The organism is Staphylococcus carnosus, from assembly GCF_900458435.1.
Classification (GTDB): Bacteria; Bacillota; Bacilli; order Staphylococcales; family Staphylococcaceae; genus Staphylococcus; species Staphylococcus carnosus.
In genome coordinates this window covers 37,214-55,673 of sequence record NZ_UHCT01000001.1, presented here as the reverse complement: position 1 = coordinate 55,673, position 18,460 = coordinate 37,214, and the positions used below count along the sequence as shown (strand labels likewise).

Below are 18,460 nucleotides of genomic sequence, written 5' to 3'. Positions count from 1 at the left end.
CCTACTAGACGATTATCACTATTATATCTGTTATACCACTTGTTTCCTAGTATAAAAATAAGCTGCTTTTAGTTAATCTACTTAAATCTACAATTAAAATAACAGTCAGTTTGCAAGTTTGTTAACCCTCTTAATTTTAACTTTCTACATTTTTCCCAAAAAATAATTGACATTTACTTTTATACGCTGTATATTTAGTTAGACTTCTAACGAAAGTGGTGTGTTGATAATGGAATTTACTTATTCCTATCTATTTAGAATGTTAAGTCATGAAATGAAGCAAAAAGCCGATCAAAAATTAGAACAATATGATATTACAAACGAACAAGGCCATGCACTTGGCTACCTATATGCACATCAACAAGACGGCCTGACACAAAATGATATTGCGCATGCACTACAGCGCACACGTCCAACTGTCAGCAGTTTGCTGAAAAATCTAGAACGTAAAAAGCTGATTTACCGCTATATAGACGCTAAAGATTCTCGCAGCAAGAACATTGGTTTAACAACATCAGGAATCAAATTAGTAGAAGCTTTCACCTCTATTTTTGATGAGATGGAAAAAACGATGGAAGCGCAATTCACTGCAGAAGAAAATAAAGCAATGAAAGAAAACTTAGTAAAAATGCTATCTAGTTTACAGCAATAAGCAAATAAAGTAGCTGGTCAGAATATCAGCTACTTAATCTTTAACCTAATAGTTAGAACTCTAACTATTAGAACTCTAACTACATTTTTAATTCATAAAGGAGAGACAAAAAATGAAAGACGAACAATTATATTATTTTGAAAAATCACCTATATTCAAAGCCATGATGCACTTTTCATTAACTATGATGATTGGTACATTACTCAGTGTTATTTATGGCATTTTAAATATCTATTTTATCGGTTTCCTAGGAGACAGCCATATGATTTCTGCTATTTCACTTACATTGCCGATTTTTGCAATATTGATGGGACTTGGTAATTTATTTGGTGTAGGCGGCGGAACCTATATTTCTCGATTACTTGGCGCGAAGGATTATAGCAAAAGCAAGTTTGTCAGCAGTTTCTCAGTTTACGGAGGAATTGTCCTCGGACTTATCGTCATTCTATTAACTTTACCTTTTAGCGATCAGATAGCAGCTATTTTAGGTGCTAGAGGAGAAACATTAGCTTTTACAAGCAACTATCTGAAAGTCATGTTTTTAAGTGCACCTTTTGTCATCTTATTCTTTATCTTAGAACAATTTGCTCGAGCAGTCGGTGCCCCTATTATCTCAATGGTCGGTATGTTGATTAGTGTTGGATTAAATATCATTTTAGATCCTATCTTGATTTTCGGTTTCCATTTAGATGTTGTCGGTGCAGCACTTGGTACAGCTATTTCTAATGTAGCAGCTGCATTATTCTTCATCATTTACTTCATGAGAAATAATGATGTGGTTTCATTAAATATTAAGTTTGCTAAACCAACCAAACAAATTTTAACAGAAACTTTTAAAATCGGTATTCCTGCATTTTTAATGAGCATACTTATGGGCTTCACTGGTTTAGTTTTGAATTTATTCTTATCTCATTACGGAAACTTCGCAATCGCAAGTTATGGTATTTCTTTCAGACTCGTTCAAGTACCAGAACTCATTATTATGGGACTATGTGAAGGCGTTGTCCCTTTAATCGCCTATAACTTTATGGCAAATAAAACACGTATGAAAGACGTCATTAAAATGGTAATTGCATCCATTGGTGTTATATTCGTAATTTGTATGGTAGCAGTATTTACAGTCGGCCATCACCTCATTGGTCTCTTTTCAACAGACCACGCTATTATTGAAATGGCTACATTCATCTTAAAAGTAACAATGACTTCGCTATTATTAAATGGTATCGGCTTCTTATTTACTGGTATGCTGCAAGCTACTGGACAAGGCAGAGGTGCAACAATTATGGCCATACTTCAAGGTGTCGTAATTATACCTGTGTTATTTATTATGAATGGTTTATTCGGTTTAACAGGTGTTATTTGGTCACTCTTAATCGCTGAAACTATCTGTGCGATTGCTTCTATGCTTATTGTATATGCACTGCGCGATCGTCTTACTGTGGATACTTCTCAATTAGTAGAAGGTTAAACAATAATAGATATTTAATTTTAATAGAAGCACAGCAAATACAACCTTTTGCTGATGCTTCTTTTTTAATCTAACTGATTAATACACTATGTTTGATACTCATGCCATAACTGAAGTCATTTGCGAAAGTAAACATTAAATCTTAAACTTAAGTTGAACAAAAATAACAAATCAACTTTTGGTTATGCTTTTAAATGGTATGGAGTGATAAGCATGGAAAATAAAATTGAACAGTTAAAAGAAATAATAAATGAATCTAATAAGATTACCTTTTTTACAGGTGCTGGTATTTCTGTCGCGAGCGGTATTCCTGATTTTCGTTCTATCGGAGGTTTATATGATGAAATCTCAAAAAAAGGATTATCTCCTGAGTACTTATTAAGTACAGAGTATTTTCAAAATGACCCTGATGGCTTTATCAATTTCTGTCATGAATATTTATTATTCGCTGATAAAAAACCGAATATTGTACATGATTGGATTGCTGAATTAGAAAATGAAGGTAAATCTTTGGGTGTCATCACTCAAAATATTGATGGTTTGCATACAGATGCTGGGAGTGAAGAAGTGGATGAACTCCACGGTACATTAAATCGTTTTTACTGTATTGAATGCGACCAAGACTATTCTAAAAGTGAAGTCATTGAAAAAAATCTGCGTCATTGTGAAAATTGCGGCGGTCCCATCAGACCTGACATTGTGCTGTATGGAGAAATGTTGAATCAAAGTACGATTTTCAGTGCGTTGAATAAGATTAGAGAAGCGGATACTCTTGTTGTCTTAGGTTCATCTCTTGTAGTACAACCTGCAGCCGGATTAATTTCAAACTTTGAAGGCAAAAATCTAGTGATTATTAATTTAGATTCAACACCTTATGACCATGATGCAGATTTAGTGATTCATGAAGACATGGTTAAAGTCATCGAAGCGTTAAAGAACGAAGCATAACTTGAGTAAAAAACAAAAAAGCGTGTGCGGAATATCTGATGATAATTCCGTACACGCTTTAATTTATAATATTTTAGAAACAGCTTCTGCAACTTGTTTTGGTGATTCTGGATTTTGACCTGTTACTAATCGACCGTCTACCTCAACATATGGTCTTAACGGTAGTTTAGCTTTGCTGTAGTTTGCACCGCGTTTTTTCAACTCATCTTCTAACATGAATGGAACTAATTTTTTACGATTAGCTAATACTTCTTCCACATTAGAAAAACCTGTGATTGATTTATGATCGATAAGGAATCTGCCATTATCATCTTTGACGTTCAATAAAGCAGCTAAGCCATGGCATACAGCAGAAACAATTCCGCCATTGCTGTATATCTCTTTAATTGCATGTTGTATGTCTTGATTGTCAGGGAAATCAAACATCACACCATGGCCGCCTGTAAAGTAAATCACGTCATATTCACTTGGATTCGCATCACTCACTGCAGGTGAATTTTTCAGCAAATCCATAAATTGTTCATCTTCATAATATTTTTTAGTCACTTTGTCCAAAGTGTAAGGTTTCAAACTGACTGGATCAATTGGTGTATTACCACCTTCTATATTGAATAAATCAATTTGGTAATTATTATTATTGAAATAGTCGTAGAAATGTACAAGTTCTCCTAACCATAATCCTGTTGGTTTTTCGTTATCTCCAAAGTGGTCGCTGCTTGTATTAACAATCATTATTTTTTTCATTACATTCATCCTCCGATGTTGATTTTACTTTTTAAAGACTTGTTGAATTCCTTCTTTGTAAGTTGTGATTTTAAAGTCTGGGAATCTTTGTTTGAATTTATTTGAATTGAAAATGTTGTCATATTTATATCTTGGTAACAATTCCATCAATTCTTTAACTTGTTTGTTGAAAAGACTGCCTATTTTAAATACCCACATTGGAACTACTGTATATTTAATATTTTTGCCAGTTACTTCTTCTGTGATTTCAATCAATTTTTTGTAAGTGATACTTTTATCTGTCGGCAAGTGCCATGTTTGTCCAAAAGCGTCAGGGGTATTACCAAGTAAAGCTAGCGCACGGCTTGCATCTGGTGTCCAAATTAGAGTACGTAAAACAGAAGCGCTAACAGGAACAATGGCTTTTTTATCATCTTTAACACGATTGAATATTAAAGAGTTGGTAATACTTTGTGTTAAGTCAGGACCGTAGAATTCTGGAGCACGTCCGATAAGTGCTTCAATTTTTCCATCTTTCATTGCTGACAATAACATTTCTGCCATTTTCGCACGAACTTTAGATTTACGGCCTACTGGTCGGAAAGGACTTGTTTCTGTTTGTACATTTGCATTTTTTTCATACATATAAGTATTATCGAAAAATGCAAGTTTACTATGTGTTTCTTCACAAGCTTTAATGACATTTTCCATAATAACTGGGAAACGATCTTCCCACATTTCTGTATCAGCTGGTAAGCCGACAGCAAAATAAACGACGTCACTGCCGTCAATAGCGTTTAAAGTATCTTCGTATTTCATTAAATCAGCTGGGACAACTTCATCTGTATCATGAATTTTTCCAGGTTTTCTACTTACCAATCGAATATCTTTAGTGTAGTTTTTGTAAAGTTCTTTCGCGATTTCTTGACCGATTTATCCATTACTTCCTAAAACTGTTTGCATTATTTAGCACTCCAAACTATTTTGATTTATTACTACTACCTTATCCATAGGTTTAAACATATAAACATAATGATTAAAAATAAAAGGCTTTTTAATTATTTAAATTTGCTTCAAGCGAATTTGTCAGTTCTTTCAACCATTCTAAAGTGTCATCCAAATCAGAGCTGTAATAACGTTCAAGCCCTGCTTGAGTTACTGATAAAAGACCTGCATCCAACATTAATTTTAAGTGATGGGAGACAGCGGGCCGTGAAATGGGTAATAACGATGTGATTTCATTCACTGTCAGTTGCTTCTCCTTGCACAATAACACAAGAATTTGTTGTCTTTTTTCGTCTTGAAGAATATTTAAAATACGTGTTCCTCTTTTAAATATTTCTAAAGTCTCTTCTCCCATAATTCAAACTCCATTATTTAATTTTCATAGAATCATTGTGTCCTACTGATATATAGATAATTACACAGCAAAGAAAATTATACAAGCAAATGAACTTGAGATTTTAATAATAATTTATCTTCACATCTATAGGATAATAAGAATAATAGAAGGTATTTTTTCAATTTGTATTATTTGTTGTTCAATTGTCTTTTCTCTATAATGAGTCAAACAAGCACATGAAAAATTTTTTCAAAATACAAGAATAAAAGGTGAAGAATAATGACTAAAATATTTGTAACAGGTGCTACAGGATTAATCGGTACAAAATTGACGAAACGATTATTAGAAGAAGGCTATGAAGTCGCTGGCCTTACTACTTCTCAAAATGGTAAAGAAAAGTTACAGAATGCAGGCGTAACACCATATGTTGGTGACATTTTCGATTACGACACAATAGATGAGGCTATCGGAGATTTCAAGCCAGATGTCATTATGAATGAAATTACTGACTTAAAAAATGTTGATATGGCAGCTAATACGAAAGTTAGAATTGAAGGTACAAAAAATTTAGTTGATGCGGCAATTAAGCATGACGTAGAAAATATGCAATCTCAAAGTATCGCTTTTGTTTATGAAGGCGGAAAAGGTTTAGCAACTGAAGAAACACCTTTAGATTACAATGCGACAGGTGATCGTAAAGTCACTGTAGATGGTGTTGAAGGTTTAGAAAAAGAAACAGCACGTATTAAAAATCACGTTATCTTACGTTATGGCTGGTTATATGGTCCAGGTACTTGGTATGGCGAAGATGGTATGATTTATAGTCAATTTAAAAATGGCAAAGTGGATATGACAGATGGCGTTCTCTCATTTATCCATATTGATGATGCTGTTGAAACAGCAATCCAAGCATTAAACTTTGAAACAGGTACTTACAATGTTGCAGATGACGACCCAGTCAGAGGTGATGCATGGGCTGATTGGTATGCTAATCAATTAAATGTTTCCCCCGAAATTAACATTGCACCTGCAGAGCCATTTGAGCGTGGTGTAAGCAACAAAAAATTCAAAGCGCAAGGCGGCACATTGATTTATCCTTCATGGAAAGACGGAATGAAAGATATTAAATAAAACAGAAATAGAGACGGAAAAATCGAATTTTCCGTCTCTATTTTTTACTTATATTTACTTAAACATAGCTCACTATAATACTCATATTACCCTGAAATTTAATATGTTGATCATCTGCTGTTATGACAAAATGTCTACCTTTTTCAACAACAGTTTTTTCTCCATCAATATTAACACTACCTGCACCTTCAATTACTGAAACTAAGTAATATTCAGATGGTTTTTCAAAAGATAATTCACCATTAATATCCCATTTTTCCACTGTAAAAAATTCATTAGATACAAATTGTGTAAAAGATTGTCCTTCTCGTATTTCATGAATAGGTTTAGTGTTAGGATTTTGTATATTTACATCAATAACTTCTTTGCTTTGTTCTAAATGTAAATCACGTGTTTTTCCATTTTTATCTTTTCTATCGTAGTCATAAATACGATAAGTTGTATCTGAAGATTGTTGTGTTTCTAATATCAATATTCCTGATCCTATGGCATGCACAGTACCTGCAGGAACATAGAAGAAATCTCCTGGTTTTACTTTAACTGTATGAAATAACTCTTCAAATCGTTGTTCATCAATTAATTTTTCCAATTCTTCTTTATTATCAACATTCACACCATATATAATTTCAGCATCATCTTTTGCATCTAAAATGTACCAACATTCTGTTTTACCATACCCAAGACCATGTTCTTCAGCATACACATCGTCTGGATGAACTTGAACTGATAATTTATCATTTGCATCTAGAATTTTAGTTAGTAAAGGAAAATCCTCATGGGTATCATTACCAAATAGGCTTTTATCTTCATTCCAAACTTGCTCTAAAGTTTTCCCTTTATATTTCCCATTCTCTATAATATTTGATCCATTTGGAAGTGCTGAAATTGCCCAGCATTCCCCTGTTAAATCATTCGGTATATCATAATTAAACTGATTTAATGCCGTACCGCCCCAAATTCTTTCTTGAAATACGGGTTTTAAAAATAAAGCCATTTTTAACCATCCTTTTATATCATTTTTAAAATGTTATAAATTTCATCTTTCGTTGTTGCATTAATAAGATTTTCTCTTGTTTCATCATCCATCAATGCTCTAGATAATCTTTGCAGTAGTTTCAGATGTGTGTCGTTACTGTTATTAGGCACTACAATCAAGAATACGATTTTTGGTGAAGTTCCATCTAAACTTTCCCATTCAATTCCTTGTTTATCTTGTAAAACAGCTACAGCAGGCTGCTTTACAGCATCTGATTTTGCATGTGGAATTGCAACATTCATTCCTATAGCTGTTGTAGATTCTGCTTCTCGTTGTAATACAGCTTCTTTTACTTTATCCAAACTTTCAATATATCCAGCATCTTTTAGCTTCTCTAATAACTGATCAATAGCGTTATCTCTTTGCATTGATTCTTGTCTTAATTCAATTAAATCTTTGTGGAAAACTGAATCATCATCTTTTTGTTCATTATTTTCAGTGCGTGATTCTGCAACCTGATTATTTGAGTGAGACTGCCCATCACCTATTCCATCTTCTACAACACCTTCACCTTCCAATACAGCTACAGGTGTATTCTTTTTAAATAGCAAAACAGTAAACATTGTAATTAAACTACCTATGATAACTGCAACAAAGAACCATAAAACATGTTGGATACCGCCAAGTACTGCTACGATAGGTCCACCGTGTGCTACTCTGTCTCCTACGCCGCCTAATGCAGCGATAACTGCTGCTACCATTGCTCCGATCATATTGGCTGGGATGATACGAAGCGGGTCTTGTGCAGCAAATGGAATTGCACCTTCAGTAATACCAAATAACCCCATTGTGAATGAAGCTTTACCCATTTCTTGTTCTGAATTATTGAATTTACCTTTTTGTAAAAATGTTGCTAAACCTAAACCGATTGGAGGTGTACATACCGCAACAGCAACCATACCCATAACTGCATAGTTACCTTCAGCAATTAAAGCTGAACCAAATAAAAAGGCTACTTTGTTAACTGGTCCACCCATATCAAAGGCAATCATTGCACCTATAATTAGTGCTAGGACAACGATATTAGCACCTTGCATACCTTTTAACCAACCTGTTAAAGCAGTGAATATGCCTGAAATTGGTGCACCTATTAAGAAAATAAATATAAGACCAACAATAACTGAAGAAATTATTGGTATGATAATGATTGGCATAATTGGTGCCATTGCTTTTGGAACTTTAACATTTTTAATCCATTTAGCAATATAACCTGCAAGGAAACCTGCCACGATACCGCCTAAGAATCCTGCGCCTGCTTCACTTCCATAAAAGCTACCGTCTGCTGCAATTGCTCCACCAATCATACCGGGTACTAGACCTGGTTTATCAGCTATACTATAAGCGATATATCCCGCTAAAATAGGAACCATAAAGCTAAAAGACAATGCTCCAATTTTCTCAATAGATTTCCAGAATGAATCATCAGGAATGACTAAACCTTTTGCTGAAGGCTCACCGCCTAGTGTTAAAGCGATTGCAATTAATAGCCCACCAACTACGATAAATGGAACCATAAATGATACACCGTTCATCAAATGTTGATATACCATTTGAACGCCGCTTTTCTTTTCTTCTTCTTCATATGAATCATTATCAGAAGCACCTTTTTCGTGATGAATAGGCGCATTTTGGTCAATGATACGTTGAATCAATTCTTTAGGATGATGAATACCTTCCCTAACATTTTCGTTAATTAGACGTTTTCCATTAAAGCGTGATAGATCTACTTGTCTATCTGCCGCTATAATAATTCCATCAGCTTCTCTGATTTCTTTTGCTGTTAATACATTTTCTGCTCCAACGCCACCTTGTGTCTCAACTTTAATATCTACACCCATTTCTTTAGCTGCTTGTTCTAATTTTTCTTGAGCCATATATGTGTGAGCGATACCATTCGGACAAGATGTAATCGCTAAAATTTTCATCTTAATCACACTCCTTATTTTTATTGTAAGCGCTAACATTAAGGCATAAAAAAAGATAATTGCCGTTACTAGTGGCAATTATCCCTTAATCAAGTTTAATAATTCAGCTTTAAATTTCGTATCATCCAAATATATAAGTTCATTGATTTTCTTTTCATCTATATGTGCTATCGTTTGGATAATACGTTTCGTAAGTTCAATATCTCTTTGCGCGATTGCTAAAAAGAATACAAGCTTAACTTTATTCTCTTTCCAGTAAAAACCTTTATTACTTCTAAAGATAATAACATGTGATTTTGAAACCTTTTCTGGGTCCCCATGTGGAATAGCAATTTCTTTACCAATATACGTAGAAGACATTTTTTCCCGCTCTAGTGCAGTTTCAATGTATCCATCAATCAACGCATGGTTATGATTCAAAATTTCATCTGCTTTTTGAAAAATTAAAGGCATTGTTATCTCTTGGTCTTCAGTACTTCCAACTATAAAATTAACTTCCGCCATTTCGTCAATATGCATTGTTGGTTTTAATTTTCTATTCATAAACTGTTGTAACTGATGTTGATCATTATCATTAAACAAAGGAGTCACTTGCAACAATTCTAAATGATTCGGTATTTTGTTATTTTCAGGCTGATGTGTAGTCATTAATAAATCAATATGACTAAAATCATACTGTTCAATCTCTTCTAATTTAAGTGTATCTATCACTTCAATACGATTGCTGAATTTCGAAATTTTTGTAGCTAATAATTGAGAAATACCGATACCGTAAAAGCACGCAATAACAACTTTAATAACATCTTGTTCATTTCTATCTATAGATGATTGAAAATGGATGGTTAAAAATGCGATTTCATCTTCAGTCAATTCAACACCAGAATCGTCTGACATTCTCTGCACAATTTCATAAAGTACGTTGAAAACAAATGGATATAGTGTCTTAATCTCTTTTGTTAATGGATTATTTAGATATACATCTTTCATTATTCTTAAATATGTTCGACTAAAGTGTGAATATAAGTTTTCTTTAAGTGTTTTATCTTTGGTAAATTGCACACTGATTCTATTTTCCATTTTTTCAATCAACAGATTAATATAACTTTCAATAAAAAGTTGTTGAACCCCTAAATCAAATTTATCAAAATGATAGCCAATAAAAAATGAGAATAATTGAATAGTTTCAGTATTTATATCATATCCTAGCTTTCCATTAATTTCGTCTACAATTCTTTTTGAAATATTAAAAGCTTCATCATTAACTTCCTCACTAATTAATTCATTTTGGCTTTGTCGGCGTTTCATAATTAAAATGAGGTGTATGATAAGTTGTTCAATTTGAATATCTGAAGTCTTTACACCGAATTCTCCTAAAGTTCTTTTGATAATCTCTTTAATTATTTGAACATGTGCTTTTGGAAGTTCATTTAAAATTAATGTTTCTACTGAGTTTTCGTGTGATGATAATTGGTTTAAATGCAAAATTGCATTGTTAATATCCGTTTCACTTCCGATTACTTCGAGCCCTTTACGTTGCTTCATGTTAATAATCACATCAAATTTTTCACACCAAGCCTTTATACGATTCAAATAGTCTAACATTTCATTTTTAGTAAGATGGTATTCTTTTTCTAATTTAATTAAAGTTAATTGTTCCTCATGCATCAATAATTGGTAGGCTAAGGTCAACAAAATTTTATTATCTTTATCTGTGTAATCTTTTAAGCTTGATTCAATATATTCGACACTATATCTATCTGTATCTAAATGATATCCTCGTGATTTTATACTTTTAATTACATCCTTTAAAAATGATGAATTTATATATTTAATATCATTTCTTATCGTTCTATTCGAGACATCCAAGAAAGATGCAACCTCATCAGACGTCAAAAATTGATATTCGTTGTTCAAAAAGAGTTGTATTAATTTTATCTGTCTTTCAATCATAAGTTGCACCTTCCCATTTTAAGTATTATAAATCTGTATTGTAATAAAAGCCAAACTTCAAAATTGCATCTTCTAAAGAACCTTTTGCATAATATTTTCCATTATTTATACTACCTACACAATCTATTAACGGATTAGATAATAGGGCCAGCATACTTTCCAACTCTTTCTTCTCTAAAACTTTATCTTTAAATATTTCATTATCTTTTATCGAAAAATAGATATTATCCATAGAAAGAATCCCCTTAGAATATTCATCATCTGAATTATTAATTAAAGTTTTAATAATTGATTTGAAAAGTTCTTTTCTACGTTTCATAATTTCGTAATAATCCTTTAGTACATCAATAGAAGCTATACCAAATTGTTTGAATAGAGGAAGGTATTCTATAGATTGCAATGGATATTTTTGATGATTAGACATTAATTCTTCCAAAAAATCCAGTTCAAATAATGTCACTTTATTATTTTTAGCTCTATCAACTAATCTACCTTTTTCAAATTCTTTGCCAATTACTACAACGTAGTCTACATTATGTTTATTTTTATGCTCTTTTAATGTTTCAAAATCTATTAAATTATTTGTAATAATTCCATCTCTATTCGTCTTTGCGTCTACATTTACTGAATATACATAATTAGGAACAGTTTTAGCAGTCAATATTATATCCGTAGTACCTGGTTTAGCTAATAATTGCGTATCAAATCCTAATTTTTTAAAAAATTCATTCAGTAAAGTTTCAAAATTTTTGTAATTTGAAGAATCTACCGAAGCAAGTCGCAAATCTTGTAATAAATTATATACGTTATGTTGCTCACTTAAATCATGCTTATCACTTTCTTCAATATTATCTTCTACTTCAAATAACTTTATTATTTTTTCAGCAAATAATCTTCCTCTTTTGGTCAAAGTATATGTCTTTTTAACATCTTCAATTATTAACTTAGCATTTTTTAAAATACTAATTCTTTTTCTATAAAGCTCTGCATTATCAGTTGAAACTTTATATTTAGTAACACCTAAGGAGGCAAGTTCTTTCATTGTCATACTCTTCTTCATTAATTCAATAAGCATCTCAAAGAAAAATTTTGTTTTTAGACCGAAAATAAAACTTAACAGTAAATTTTTATCGTCTGAATCTATCAATTGTTCTCCTAATAATGAAGTTTTATATGTTATATCATTTTTTCTTATCAATAAGTCATATTTTGTCAACATCGTAATAAAACCATTTATTGAACTTGATGCAATATCAAAATTTTCTTTAAGATATTCCTTTATATTGCTATATGTAGTATAATTTCTTGATATTTCAAGAACATCTACTATTGTTTGTGTAGCATTTTTAATACCTCCAGGAATATAACCTATATTGTCAAATTCAATATCATAATTATCGAAATCTAAAATCCATTCTGGAACAATTATACTTACTTCTTCATCAGTAACGTCGTATTTATATTTATTTATTTCTTCTTTTTTCACTGGTGGATTTTTTTTCAAAAACTCTAATCCAAGTCGATTAACCACATATTTCTTCTCATATTTAATATGATCGACCATACCCAAGTCCATAAACCAATGTAATCTATCATATATTTGGCTATTTTCTTTCCACGTTAGAAAATACTCATTATTAGCATTATCCAATATTTCATTAATATTTTTTGGTTCTTGTATAAAGTTGAGCATTTCGGATATATATTTTATATTATCATTTAATAGTGTTGCTACTTTTTTATTATAATTATCATCATTGGCATTGTAATTAATCTTTTCATTTATTTCCCAATTTCCGTTAACAGTCTTTTGATATAAAAATTTCATAGGTCTTAACCTTATATAGTAACTTTCTAATTTCTGTTTCGATTTGCTTCCAGAAAAACTAATATAATTGTTTACATCAGTTTGCTTCTCTACTTCATTTAACAACTTTATAAGTGAAGTTAAATATCCTCTTTCACCTTTAGTCCTAGGTATTCTAGGCATTGCTTGCGATTTGCTTTGCCACTGTCTTTTTTCATTTTCCACTGCTAATTCCTCCCCCTCGTAAATAATAAAAATTTTACTCACCAAATTATAAGTGAGACTCTTATGTTGTTTAGAATTGATTATTTCTTTTTTTGTATTTTCACTTATATAGTCAATATATTACTATATTACCAACCATAGAAACGAGCTCAATTCTATGTTTTTCTATTATTTAACTGAAAACCAACTTTTTAACGTTTTTACAAATCGCTCCTTATTTTTATTACACAATAATCAAACAAGAAGTATAGTTACCTATTTTTCCCACAAATAAAAAGTAAGGTTTTCACTTTTTACTTTGAAAACCTTACTTTTTTGAGATATTATAGCTCTTTTAATTCTTGCTTGTATACTTTAACTTTTTTCTGTATAACCCTTTTTAGATGTTGGATTGAAGATAGCTAATAGCAAACCAACTACAGCAATCACACAAATCACAATGTACGCAACACGGACACCATGAACTAAACCATCAATACCATATTGATGCGGATTTAATATCGCTGTATTCATAACAGTAACTAACATTGCTGATCCCATTGCAGCACCAACTTGACGCATTGTATTATTCATTGATGTACCATGTGGCACTAATTTACGCGGCAAGTTATTTAATGCAGCAGTTGTTAATGGGTTGAATACCATCGCGTTTGCAGCTAATGATATCGCAAAGAATATTGTGATATAAGTAAATGATGTATGGGCATCTATTTGCGTAAATGCGAATGATGTCATAACAACAATTGCTAAACCAGCAATAGATAAGAACTTACCACCGTATTTATCAAATATTCGCCCAGTAATCGGTGATAAGATACCTGTAATAATTCCGCCTGGCATCAATGCTAAACCAGATTTCAAGGGTGAAAAATGATGTAAATCTTGCATATAGAACGATAATACCGTTTGACTGCCGATAAATGAAATAAAGACAATACATACAAGAATCATATTCATTGTAAATGACTTATAACTAAAGACACGAACATTGAGGAATGGCTCTTTCATTCTTAATTGTTTCAATATGAAGAAAGTCAAAATTATCACACCCGCAATTATCATTGAATAAACAAGTGGATTGGTCCATCCTAAATTTCCGGCTTCACTAAAGCCAAATAATAATGCCGCAAATCCTAGTGAAGATAGTGTTACAGACATTACATTCAATTTTGGTTTAGTAACATCTGTCACGTTTTTCACATATTTCAATGCGAATAACAAGTCAATGATAGTTACAACTAATAAAATATAGAAAATCACTTTCCAACTATATTGAGAAACAACCCAACCTGAAAGTGTCGGTCCAATTGCAGGGGCAAAACCAACAACTAAGCCAAACATTCCCATAGCCTGACCACGTTTGTCTGCTGGATACACTAAGAACAATACCGTTTGCATTAAAGGCATTAAAATACCAGCGCCCATTGCTTGGACTGCACGTCCAAACAAAATGACGTTAAATTGATCGGTAGCTACACAAATAATAGAACCTATAATAAAGAAAGTTAACGCTGAAAAATAAAGCGTTCTTGTTGTAAAACGTTGTGTTAAATAAGCAGTGATTGGAATCATAATCCCATTTACTAACATAAATATAGAAGTTAACCATTGTACTGTGCTACTCGTTAAATGCATTTGTTTCATGATACTAGGCAATGCAGTTGTCATCAATGTTTGGTTCAAAATTGCAACAAAAGAACCTACCATTAAAATGGCGATGAGCAATGTCTTATCACGTTTTTCTAACTGTGCCACAACAACATCTCCTCATAAACTTTTTTGAACAATCCTATATCAAACGGACTGTTATCCGTTTGTCAATGCACTTGTTCATGAACTCACATATCTCTTATGACACATTCAATATTACCCATTTTTTGATTATCTATGATTAAAAATTAAAAAAAGACTATACTGCTGATTGAAACAACTTCGATAATTATTGTTTCAATCAGCGTACAGTCAAACATCGTTATTGTGTACTTTATTTTATATTTTGAATTACTTCTTTACGTAGTTTGCCTCTTAGTTCTGCCATTGTATTGAGATTGTATTTTTGATAATCTCCTGAAGCAATTCTAAAAGCATGTACGCCTAAAACTTCATTTTTACTATTTAAAATTGCGCCACCTGAAGAACCAGGTTCCGCCATCATTTGATAATAACCAATAGGATTCACATTACGTGCCATCATTGAATACTTACCTTTAGAGTGATACATTGTTCCCATCGGATCATTTTTAAAGTTGCCTGAAGGCAAACCATAATGATACAAGCGAATCGGTGTATTGGCTTTGATATTTGTAATAGCACTTTCAGGTGCGATTTTACGTATCGTCATATATTTTGAAAGATCTTCATTTGTATATAACAATGCCACATCGCCATATTGCATCATTTTAACTCCAGTAACATCCACAATACGTGCAACTTTTGAACCTTCTCGTAATAAGTCGATTTTTAAGTTTTGAGTCTTCGAAGGAGACATCGGTTTATGAGCTTGCTGATCATTGACCACATGATTCGCTGTTAATATTGTATGTTTGCCGATTGCTGTACCTGTACCATAAGTAAGCTTTTTAGTAGTCGGGTTCCAATTAAATACCGTCGCAATATTAGCTTCTTTAGCTGTTGTATGTCCAATCGTCACACCTTTATTACCAGAAGCCTTCATAATTTTTAAGGCATCATTAATACCAGAAGCATAAGTAGTTTGACCGAAATCACGGACATTTTCACTTCCAGGAATATTAGAAGGCCATCGTTTCGGTGCTTGATTATAATAATTGCTCGTTGTTGGTTTCGGCGCAACTTTTGGAGTTGGTTTAGGTGTAGCTTTAGTTTTGCTCGTTACTGTAACGGTTGTTTTTTTGACAGGTTGACTTTTTGTAGTTGCTGCTAAAAATTGAACTTTCTTAGTTGATGCAGATTTTGTTTTCTTATTTTTTACAGCTTTTGGTGTTGCTTTAATAACCTTACTTTGTTTTGGTTTAGCTGTCTGTTTTACTTTTTTCTTATTAACTGGTGCTGGTTGCTTTTTATTTACTGTTACTTTCTTAGTTGGTTGAACCTTTTTCGTATTAGCTTTTGTTGATTTAACTGACGTATTCGGCTTTTTAAGACTTGTTTTCTGAGTGACAACTTTACTTGTATTATTTGGTTTTGTTGCTGCAGCAGTATTTTTCTTTTTAATCGGTTGTGAAACTGATTTAGTTTTGTTATTTACAGCCTTAATTGTTTTTTGAGGTTGCTTGTTTTGAATTACTTTTGGAGCAGTTTGGATATTTTGATTAGCTTTAATTTGAGGCTTTGCTTGTACTTTATTACTTGGAACAACAGTGTTTTTAGTGGGAGCTGCATTCGTTTTTTCCACTTTGCTGACTGGCACTGAATTTTGTTTATTCTGTGCGGCCGCTTGATTATTATGATTAATCTTTACTTGATTAGATTGTGTTGTCGGCGCATTATTGTAATTTGCTTTAGTTTCATTTGCTTTGTTTACTGTATTTGTCTGACTTGTTGGTTTGATGGTACTTGCTTGTCCCTGATTTACTTTTTGATTGGATACTGGGTTAACCTTTGGAGCCACTTCTGCAGCATGTGCTTGTACATTTTGAAAAATTAATAATACCCCTACAATCATTAATGCAAAAACACTGCTATAAAGAAGTTTTTCTAACTTTGATTTTTCAGCCATAATATCCACCCCCTCCCCCTAATTACCGTGTGAAAATACACAATCGATTTCTTCTTTAATATCATAAACTGCCAAACTATATATAGCAATACATTTTTGTATTATCAACTAAATATTTTTAATTTAGTTGATGACTTGGATTTTTAGTTTACTTTCTACCTTTAAAACCTAATTTTTGTCTAATAAGTCTACATATAAGAGAACTTTTATTTCTTATCTTAATAATTTATATTTCTAAAATTAAACTTGAATACATTTTTCTATTATTGTAATATTACGTTATATAATTGCACAAAGAGGAGATTGTCTACATTGAACAAAGTTCTAAGCATTGTTTTTTCTTTTTTATTATTATGGACACTATTTATCACGCCAAATACATATGCACAACAGACCCCTACAGAAATTGCAAAACAACATCATCAACCCTTAAATACTCAATACAATCCTAAAAGTGCCTATGTGATTACACAACAAGGTCAGATACTTTATGATTATCATGGGAATCAAAGTATTGATCCTGCCTCTACAACAAAGTTAATGACGGTTTACTTAGTACTTGAAGCAATTGAACAAGGTAAAATTAAACCTTCTGACAGCGTTAAAATTACGCCAAGCTATGAAAAACTAGCTCAATTACCCAATCTCACTACATTTCCATTAAAAAATAAACAAACATATACAATTGACCAACTTCTTAAACAAGCAATGCTGGAATCGAGTAACGCTGCGACACTCGTCTTGGCTGATAAATTATCAGGTGATACCTCTAAATTTACGGATAATATGAATGCAAAAGCGAAAGAATTAGGTATGAAACATTCTCATTTTACAAATCCGAGCGGTGCTAATAACCTTTTAATTCAACAATTTGCACCTAAAGCTTATAAAAGCGAAACATTTTCTCACAGCACTGCACAGGATATGACAATACTTTCAAAAGCCATCATCAAGAATTATCCAAAAGTACTTCAATATTCTAGTTTGAAAACTGATCAACAATATGGAAAGAAATTAACGAACACTAACTTATCTCTTCCAGGTTCACAAGATGCGTTAAATGGTGCTCAAGGTTTAAAAACTGGTACTAGCGACAATGGTTATAACTTAGTTCTAACAACAAAGCGTAATAATTTGCGCATCGATACAACTGTAATGAACGTACAACCTTATCCAAGTGAAACATCAAAACATGCACGTCAAAAGATAGCAAATGCTTTAACTGAAGATGCATACAAACATTATGAATACCGTAAAGTTATCAGCAAAGGTGAACATGAATTAGATGGAAAAACGTATGACGTAAAACAAGATTTATATGATGTTGTTCCAAAGGATAAAAATAAATACAAATTAAAAATTAAAAATGATAAACTGCAAATTGATTATCCACGTCAATTCTTAAAAGGCTCTCATGCGCCAAGTGTTAAAGTTGAACATGTTGCGCATTGGGGGAAATTATTAGTAGGTGCCGCCACAATGATTGGCGGTGTTTTGTTAGTCTCTGCTATCATTTATATTGTAGTAAAACGTCGTAATTAATACGTCTGTCTTTT

At 32.3% G+C, this 18,460-nt stretch carries 14 protein-coding genes; 5 read left to right on the top strand and 9 right to left on the bottom strand.

Annotated features, from left to right (window positions below):
- Positions 1 to 229 precede the first annotated feature (229 nt).
- From DYE31_RS00225 to DYE31_RS00215, 3 genes are all read left to right on the top strand, one after another.
- Positions 230 to 652 carry a MarR family winged helix-turn-helix transcriptional regulator gene (locus DYE31_RS00225; RefSeq protein ID WP_015901670.1) on the top strand — a complete coding sequence of 141 codons (423 nt, stop codon included), beginning with the start codon at positions 230 to 232 and terminating at the stop codon, positions 650 to 652.
- Between the two features lie 112 nt (positions 653 to 764).
- Positions 765 to 2,120, top strand: a complete 1,356-nt coding sequence (mepA, locus tag DYE31_RS00220; protein WP_015901671.1) for a multidrug efflux MATE transporter MepA — start codon at positions 765 to 767, stop codon at positions 2,118 to 2,120.
- A 213-nt stretch (positions 2,121 to 2,333) separates the two neighbouring features.
- A complete protein-coding gene (locus DYE31_RS00215) occupies positions 2,334 to 3,068 on the top strand; it encodes an NAD-dependent protein deacylase (RefSeq protein ID WP_015901672.1) in 735 nt (244 codons plus the stop codon).
- Positions 3,069 to 3,131: 63 nt separating this feature from the next.
- Here the strand turns inward: DYE31_RS00215 and DYE31_RS00210 are convergent, their stop codons facing one another.
- From DYE31_RS00210 to DYE31_RS00200, 3 genes are all read right to left on the bottom strand, one after another.
- Positions 3,132 to 3,812 (bottom strand): type 1 glutamine amidotransferase domain-containing protein, encoded by a 681-nt coding sequence (locus DYE31_RS00210; RefSeq protein WP_015901673.1) that lies wholly within the window; start codon positions 3,810 to 3,812, stop codon positions 3,132 to 3,134.
- Positions 3,813 to 3,836: 24 nt separating this feature from the next.
- The gene (locus DYE31_RS00205; protein WP_268934230.1) at positions 3,837 to 4,712 is read right to left on the bottom strand and encodes an NAD-dependent epimerase/dehydratase family protein; all 876 of its coding nucleotides are present in this window, start codon (positions 4,710 to 4,712) and stop codon (positions 3,837 to 3,839) included.
- Positions 4,713 to 4,845: 133 nt separating this feature from the next.
- Entirely contained in the window at positions 4,846 to 5,151 is a 306-nt protein-coding gene (locus DYE31_RS00200; RefSeq protein WP_015901675.1) for an ArsR/SmtB family transcription factor, read from the bottom strand.
- A 261-nt stretch (positions 5,152 to 5,412) separates the two neighbouring features.
- Here DYE31_RS00200 and DYE31_RS00195 point away from each other — a divergent pair, with 261 nt between their 5' ends.
- Positions 5,413 to 6,264, top strand: a complete 852-nt coding sequence (locus DYE31_RS00195) for an NAD-dependent epimerase/dehydratase family protein (RefSeq protein WP_015901676.1) — start codon at positions 5,413 to 5,415, stop codon at positions 6,262 to 6,264.
- A gap of 58 nt (positions 6,265 to 6,322) precedes the next feature.
- Here DYE31_RS00195 and manA read toward each other — a convergent pair whose 3' ends face one another.
- From manA to DYE31_RS00165, 6 genes are all read right to left on the bottom strand, one after another.
- Positions 6,323 to 7,258 (bottom strand): mannose-6-phosphate isomerase, class I, encoded by a 936-nt coding sequence (manA, locus tag DYE31_RS00190; RefSeq protein WP_015901677.1) that lies wholly within the window; start codon positions 7,256 to 7,258, stop codon positions 6,323 to 6,325.
- 14 nt (positions 7,259 to 7,272) lie between these two features.
- The gene (locus DYE31_RS00185) at positions 7,273 to 9,225 is read right to left on the bottom strand and encodes a PTS fructose transporter subunit IIABC (protein WP_015901678.1); all 1,953 of its coding nucleotides are present in this window, start codon (positions 9,223 to 9,225) and stop codon (positions 7,273 to 7,275) included.
- A gap of 78 nt (positions 9,226 to 9,303) precedes the next feature.
- The gene (locus DYE31_RS00180; protein WP_015901679.1) at positions 9,304 to 11,175 is read right to left on the bottom strand and encodes a BglG family transcription antiterminator; all 1,872 of its coding nucleotides are present in this window, start codon (positions 11,173 to 11,175) and stop codon (positions 9,304 to 9,306) included.
- 25 nt (positions 11,176 to 11,200) lie between these two features.
- Positions 11,201 to 13,207: a hypothetical protein gene (locus DYE31_RS00175; RefSeq protein WP_015901680.1), complete on the bottom strand. Its 2,007-nt coding sequence runs from the start codon at positions 13,205 to 13,207 to the stop codon at positions 11,201 to 11,203.
- 354 nt (positions 13,208 to 13,561) lie between these two features.
- Positions 13,562 to 14,962 carry an MDR family MFS transporter gene (locus tag DYE31_RS00170; RefSeq protein ID WP_015901681.1) on the bottom strand — a complete coding sequence of 467 codons (1,401 nt, stop codon included), beginning with the start codon at positions 14,960 to 14,962 and terminating at the stop codon, positions 13,562 to 13,564.
- 229 nt (positions 14,963 to 15,191) lie between these two features.
- A complete protein-coding gene (locus DYE31_RS00165) occupies positions 15,192 to 16,904 on the bottom strand; it encodes a trypsin-like serine protease (RefSeq protein WP_041613056.1) in 1,713 nt (570 codons plus the stop codon).
- A 312-nt stretch (positions 16,905 to 17,216) separates the two neighbouring features.
- On the opposite strand from DYE31_RS00165, the gene pbp4 reads away from it, so the two are divergent.
- A complete protein-coding gene (gene pbp4 / locus DYE31_RS00160; RefSeq protein ID WP_015901683.1) occupies positions 17,217 to 18,446 on the top strand; it encodes a penicillin-binding protein PBP4 in 1,230 nt (409 codons plus the stop codon).
- The last annotated feature ends 14 nt before the right edge of the window (positions 18,447 to 18,460 follow it).